5 protein-coding genes are annotated in these 6,343 nt (G+C 49.6%); 1 reads left to right on the top strand and 4 read right to left on the bottom strand.

Annotation, left to right across the window (positions count from 1 at the left end; genetic code table 11):
• A partial coding sequence (locus PMG25_RS13065) for a S26 family signal peptidase (protein WP_283767342.1) occupies positions 1–1,014 on the top strand: 1,014 nt, incomplete at its 5' end.
• 730 nt (positions 1,015–1,744) lie between these two features.
• On the opposite strand, the gene PMG25_RS13060 is transcribed toward PMG25_RS13065, so the two are convergent.
• The 4 genes from PMG25_RS13060 to leuB all read right to left on the bottom strand — a co-directional run bounded on the left by PMG25_RS13060 (position 1,745) and on the right by leuB (position 6,216).
• The gene (locus tag PMG25_RS13060; protein WP_283767341.1) at positions 1,745–3,517 is read right to left on the bottom strand and encodes an N-acetylmuramoyl-L-alanine amidase; all 1,773 of its coding nucleotides are present in this window, start codon (positions 3,515–3,517) and stop codon (positions 1,745–1,747) included.
• Between the two features lie 13 nt (positions 3,518–3,530).
• Positions 3,531–4,238, bottom strand: coding sequence for a Uma2 family endonuclease (locus tag PMG25_RS13055; protein WP_283767340.1), 708 nt, complete (start codon positions 4,236–4,238; stop codon positions 3,531–3,533).
• Positions 4,239–4,251: 13 nt separating this feature from the next.
• Positions 4,252–5,022: a Uma2 family endonuclease gene (locus PMG25_RS13050; protein WP_283767339.1), complete on the bottom strand. Its 771-nt coding sequence runs from the start codon at positions 5,020–5,022 to the stop codon at positions 4,252–4,254.
• Positions 5,023–5,133: 111 nt separating this feature from the next.
• Positions 5,134–6,216 (bottom strand): 3-isopropylmalate dehydrogenase, encoded by a 1,083-nt coding sequence (leuB, locus tag PMG25_RS13045; RefSeq protein WP_283767338.1) that lies wholly within the window; start codon positions 6,214–6,216, stop codon positions 5,134–5,136.
• Between the last annotated feature and the right edge of the window lie 127 nt (positions 6,217–6,343).

Genomic DNA, 6,343 nt, shown 5'->3' with positions numbered 1-6,343 from the left:
CTGATTGTCGGGCTGATTGTCGGGCTGATTGTCGGGCTGATTGTCGGGCTGATTGTCGGGCTGATTGGAGGGCTGATTGTCGGGCTGATTGGAGGGCTGATTGGAGGGCTGAGAGCCGACTTAAAAGTAAGACAAAAGCCCAATGAAGGCATCTGGGAAACGAGAAATAAAGTCCTGATTACCATCGGGTTAGCGATGCTCCTGTGCCCGCTCATGTTTATTGTACCGAATTGGGCGACGGGACAAGAGTTTCATGTACCGACTACCTTGATTTTCGGGGTAGGAATGGGAATAATACTCGGATTTTTGGCTGGGGGTGGTGTTGCCTTAATCCAACATTTTGCCCTGCGTTGGGTGTTGTCTCGTCAGGGAAACATGCCTGGGAATTATGCACACTTTCTCACTCAAGCCAGTCAAGCAGACATCTTAAAACAATCGGGGGGACGGTTTCGCTTTTATCACGACACACTGCGGGAACATTTAGCCCAAGAAGTCACCCTCCCTGCCTATACCCTGCCCCCACACCAAATAAATTGGGGTTTAGTGTTGATATTAGTCTTCATGGCTGCTTGGTTGCCCAGAAGCATCGATACGTTTTCTGCTCAACGCATTGCTAACGTGGGACTAGAGGCAATTTTACGCCCTCAAGACACCGTATTTATTGACTCCTTAACCCACCGTTTTCGTCCGTTCCATCGAGGCAATGTGATTATCTTTGAGATGTCAGAATTGAGGGTTATCAAATACATTATTGCCCAACCCCAGGAAACCCTGGCAATTTCATCGGGTGAAGTCTTCATCAATGATGAACTCCTCGATACGGGTTCCATCCAGTTACCCCCCACCTTTAACCAACCCCCCATCACGCTCAACGCCGATGAATATTACGCCATTGTCACCGATCGCGATTATACCGGCGACTTTACCGGTCAAGTGGTCTCCCGCCAACAAATTCGCGGTCAAGTCATTTTCCGCTTCTATCCCTTCCATCGGTTTGGTTCAATGAACAATTAACAATGAACAATGAACAATTAAATCCGAATCATCAGTTCCACTATGTCATTGCGAGTGGAGCGCCAGCGGAACGAAGCAATCTCGATCATCTCGCTAATTGTAGCGTTAGCGAAGCTTGCGCGAAGCGCGAATGCTTCCCTGCGGTCGCAATGACAACTGTTTAACCGGATTTGATATAACAATTCAAATCCAGAAACCGGGTTTCTAACGTAGCTTCTGGTTGAAGTTCGCAACTTGCGTAGAAATCCGGTTTCTTTAGCCCTCATCCCCCAGCCCCCCTTCGGCTACGCTCAGGGCAAGCCTTCTCCCGTGGGAGATGATCATGAGTGCTTACAGCGCTTCGCGCTAGGGAATAGGGAATAGGGAATAGGGAATAGGGTTGTGGTACATGGCTTTGAGCCTTTAAAGCTGTACACCATAACAGCGCAAAGCGCTGTATCTAATGATTAGTTTGAATAGTCAACCATTTTTGTCATTAAATAATTCAGAATCCCAGAAGATAAAAAGTGCTAAAGTTCAAGGAGATTGTTCTGTCCACTCACAGTGGGATCGCTCTGGCGGTTGGAAAAGTGTCTTGAAGAATTTTCGTTTACTGACTCAGCCAACCCTTCTGTTTTGGTCAATTGTTCCGTGGTTAGATACAGAAAAGGGTATCAAGGGATTTCAGGAGTGCGGGCATCTTGCCCGCTTGTCTTTTCCCATTCACCGGACTCGATATCACCCGGTAATCTCACTGTTGGCTTTGATGCACCCAAACAACAATACCATCGGCGAGAGTCTCGGCTAACTCTTGTTGAGATTGGGGATCGACGATCCACTCAAATTCCCAAGGGTTAATCATAAAGCCTAACTCTAACAGAACTGAAGGGGCGATCGCCGGACGAGCCAGAGCTAAGTTATTCCAAAATACCCCATAGGAGGGCCGGTTAAGTTCCTCCACTAAATACTGATGTAAAAATACCGCTAAACTATGAGCTTGGGGATGATACCAAAACATGCCGATTCCTGCCGTATTCTCCGCATCTCCGGCATCGGGCAGAGCATTATAATGGATGCTCAGGGCGAGATCTGGCTCTTGCGCTTCAATAATCTCCACTCGGTCATGGGGCCAGAGGTCATCATCCCCTTCGCGGGTCATCAATACCGTGGCTCCCCTCTGCCGTAGCTCGTCCCGCAACAGCTTAGAGACGACCAAATTCACATCTTTTTCCGGATAGCCATTTGGCCCCCTTGCGCCCAAATCATTCTCGCTGCCATGGCCGGGATCGAGTAAAATTCTCATCCCCTGTAAGGGTTGCGAGGATGAGCCAGAAGCCTGGGGAGGATGGCGTAACGACAAAATTAAGGTTGTGCCCTCATAACGGAGCTTGTAGCCCCATTGTTGCTCTGTTTTGAGGGCAAATGTATAGTCGATGCGGGTCGGTGAAACCTGTTCCCAGTCTAGGCGCTTGATTAACGGGCCATCATTGAGATAAATGGTATCGGTTTGGGCGGTCGTATTATACAAACTCAGGGTGATACTATTTGGGCGCTGCTGAATGCTGACGGGAACCGGTACTTGCAGAGGAAACACAACTTCCGTCCATCCAGAGGTTTGACGACCCCGAATACTACGGATACGGGAAATGGGAGGGGCGGCACTGGAAAAGATCCGTGTTTCTTCGCGCTTGATCCAGGCTCCATAGTCTAATCTGAGCCATTCCCCTTCTTCGGCGGTAATTTGGGCGCGGGTTCCTTTGGGAAGGGGCGTTAACCGGGAATAGTTGGTACTGGGGCCGGTGCGAGCGACTCCATTTTCGGCGGTGACTTCGGCAATTTGAAATTCGACAGGGGAAAGGATAGATATTTCTCCCGGAGCGGCTTGAGTAAGGGTTTGTCCGTTCAGACTCAGGGTAAATTGGGGTTTGCCTAAAGTTTGCGCTTCTGAGGTGAGGGGAAGGGTGGCACAGCCTTTGTAGGTAGTGCTTTCGAGGGTGGTGGGTTGATTTTCTCCGGTGAGGACAGCAGAGTTTGGCGGCAGTTCGGGAAGGGAGGACTGGGGGGTTAGGGGTAGGGTTTGTTGTCCTAGGGTAACGGTGACGGTGGCTTGGTTAGGAGCAATGGCCGAAAAACAGACTTGTTCACCTGGAGGTTTGGCGATGTTGACGCTAGGAGTGAGCGATCCTTCGGCAAAGTTGACACCGACGGGAGCGGGAGGAAGGGCAGAGTTGCGGATAATAGTAATCTGCTTTTCCTGGTTACCATGACGCAGGGTAAAGGTATTCTCGCCCATTTCCAGGGGAAAACTGGGGGCAAAATGGCCGCCAGGGGAGCGGGAAATGACTTCACCATTAACGCGAACTTCTCCACCCACGGGAGCTGTACCAATGAGGAAGATGCGATCGGCGGTGGTTTGATGGCGATCGCCAGGATAAGCAATAAAGATGTCAGAATTGGCAACAGCAGGAGCGGCGGCGATCGCCACCGTACTCAGAACCAGAAGAGAGGATAAAGCAAATTTCACAGGATTATCAATATTATTCATTAATTTCAATGCCAGCAGCTCGCAATTGGGCGGCTAGGCGATCGGCTCGTTGCCGCTCTTGCTCGACTTTCTCTTTACCCCAGAGCAAGAGATTGCCCTGTTCATCCCACCAGCGTAGCCAATAGCTCTCTAGGTTTTCTCGACTCCCTTGCCACACTCCTAGATATAAACCCATTTCTGGTATCCAAAATCGTCCGTCTGGATTCGGAGACTGGCGATCGTAGCGTTGCTGGTTGCCTAAACGATAGAGTTCTAATTCTCCCGTTTTCGGGTCAAAAATGCCGTAATTGGGCACTTGCAGGATTTGTTCGTAATAGAAATACTTGCCTGGGGGATAGGTGGCTTTTGTCGAATATTCCCCCCCGTCAGTATCCGATAAAAACTCTAGGACAACAACGGGTAGATCTCCTTGTAGGTTTGGCGTATAACTGCGGATTACTTCTGGACGCTCAACGCTGATCTGGGGGATATAAGCCCAATCGGGAGCTTTAACGACCATTTTGCCATTGACTGTGGCACAGATGCCATAGTTAGTAGGCGTTAGGGCCTTTTCGGGTAATTTTCCAGCTTGGTCTAAGCTTTCAGTGAGGGCAGCAGCTAGGGCGGGTTGATGAATATTATCCACGGGATCGTCGGGGAGTATAAAGTCCTCCGGTAGTTTTTCCCAAGTAATTTTATAGGCTGAGGAGCTGGCTATCATGGTTTATGGTTCATTATTCATTGATTTCAATGCCTGCGGCTCGCAATTGGGCGGCTAGGCGATCGGCTCGTTGCTGTTCAGCATCGGCTCGTTGTCGTTCAGTTTCAGCTTGCTGCCGTTCAGTTTCGGCTCGCGATCGCTCTTGCTCGACTTTCTCTTTACCCCAGAGCAAAAGATTGCCCTGTTCATCCCACCAGCGTAGCCAATAGCTCTCTAGGTTTTCTCGACTCCCTTGCCACACTCCTAGATATAAACCCATTTCTGGTATCCAAAATCGTCCGTCTGGATTCGGAGACTGGCGATCGTAGCGTTGCTGGTTGCCTAAACGATAGAGTTCTAATTCTCCCGTTTTCGGGTCAAAAATGCCGTAATTGGGCACTTGCAGGATTTGTTCGTAATAGAAATACTTGCCTGGGGGATAGGTGGCTTTTGTCGAATATTCCCCCCCGTCAGTATCCGATAAAAACTCTAGGACAACAACGGGTAGATCTCCTTGTAGGTTTGGCGTATAACTGCGGATTACTTCTGGACGCTCAACGCTGATCTGGGGGATATAAGCCCAATCGGGAGCTTTAACGACCATTTTGCCATTGACTGTGGCACAGATGCCATAGTTAGTAGGCGTTAGGGCCTTTTCGGGTAATTTTCCAGCTTGGTCTAAGCTTTCAGTGAGGGCAGCAGCTAGGGCGGGTTGATGAATATTATCCACGGGATCGTCGGGGAGTATAAAGTCCTCCGGTAGTTTTTCCCAAGTAATTTTATAGGCTGAGGAGCTGGCTATCATGGTTTATGGTACTGGGAAGGGTCGTTGATTATTATATCAAGTTTGGATGGGGGAGGTCGCCGCGCCCTGAGCGGAGTCGAAGGGAGCGCCCAGGTTCCCCCATCTCCTATATCACGATAAGGCTTTCAGCAGGGCTTCTCCCATTTCCCGACATCCGACTAACTTCTGTCCCTCGGACATAATATCGCCCGTGCGATACCCTTGATTCAAAACGCTTTGTACCGCGTCTTCGATCGCCTGCGCTGCTGCTGGTTGATTCAATGCATACCGCAACATCATGGCTGCACTGAGAACCTGAGCCAGGGGGTTAGCCTTATCTTGTCCGGCAATATCGGGGGCTGATCCATGGACGGGTTCAAAGACTCCGGGGCCCGATGCGCCTAAACTAGCCGAGGGTAACATGCCAATACTGCCGGTTAACATGGCGGCGGCATCGGAGAGAATATCCCCAAATAAGTTACCGGTAACGATGGTATCAAATTGTTTGGGCGCTCTCACCAGTTGCATGGCGGCATTATCCACATAGAGATGGGAGAGTTGGACATCAGGGTATTGGGAAGCCATGGCAGTAACGCGATCGCGCCAGAGTTGCGATACTTCTAATACATTGGCCTTATCCACCGAACAGAGTTGACCGCTTCGCTTTTGGGCGGTTTCAAAAGCAACTTTGGCAATGCGATCGATTTCTCCTTCCGTATAGGCCATGGTATTCACGCCCCGTTTTTGCCCAGTTTCGGTCTCAAAAATGCCTTTCGGTTCGCCAAAATAAACCCCACCGGTCAATTCTCGCACCACCATAATATCAACGCCTTCCACCACTTCCCGTTTCAGGGTTGAAGCATCAATCAGTTGGGGTAAAATGGTTGCCGGTCGTAGATTGGCAAATAATCCTAACCCCGATCGCAACCCCAATAATCCCGTTTCCGGTCGTTGATGACGGGGCAAATTATCCCATTTATAGCCCCCAATGGCTGCCAGCAAAACCGCATCACTCTCACGACAGATGTTCAGGGTTTCTTCCGGGAGAGGGGTTCCGGTAGCATCAATGGCAGATCCACCGATGAGAGCTTCTTGAAACTTAAACTCTAAATCAAACTTCCCGGCGATCGTCTTTAAGACATCCACCATCACAGCGATAATTTCTGGGCCAATGCCATCCCCTGGAAGTAACGTAATCTGGTAATGCTCAGTCATAACCATTAGGGTTGTTCTTTACTCAATGCTTGCAGTCTTTGACTATAGCGCTATTTCATTGCAATCAAAACCTATATGGGGAATTTTGAGTTTAATGAGATAATTGGAGGCGCTTATCTAAAAAGGA

It is taken from the genome of Roseofilum capinflatum BLCC-M114, from assembly GCF_030068505.1.
In the GTDB taxonomy this organism is placed as follows: Bacteria; Cyanobacteriota; Cyanobacteriia; order Cyanobacteriales; family Desertifilaceae; genus Roseofilum; species Roseofilum capinflatum.
This window is presented reverse-complemented; position numbering and strand designations above follow the sequence as displayed.

Coding starts and splice junctions, on each gene's coding strand:
- PMG25_RS13055 (WP_283767340.1), bottom strand. CDS start 4,238: ATGATAGCCAGCTCCTCAGCCTATAAAATTACTTGGGAAAAACTACCG.
- leuB (WP_283767338.1), bottom strand. CDS start 6,216: ATGACTGAGCATTACCAGATTACGTTACTTCCAGGGGATGGCATTGGC.
- PMG25_RS13050 (WP_283767339.1), bottom strand. CDS start 5,022: ATGATAGCCAGCTCCTCAGCCTATAAAATTACTTGGGAAAAACTACCG.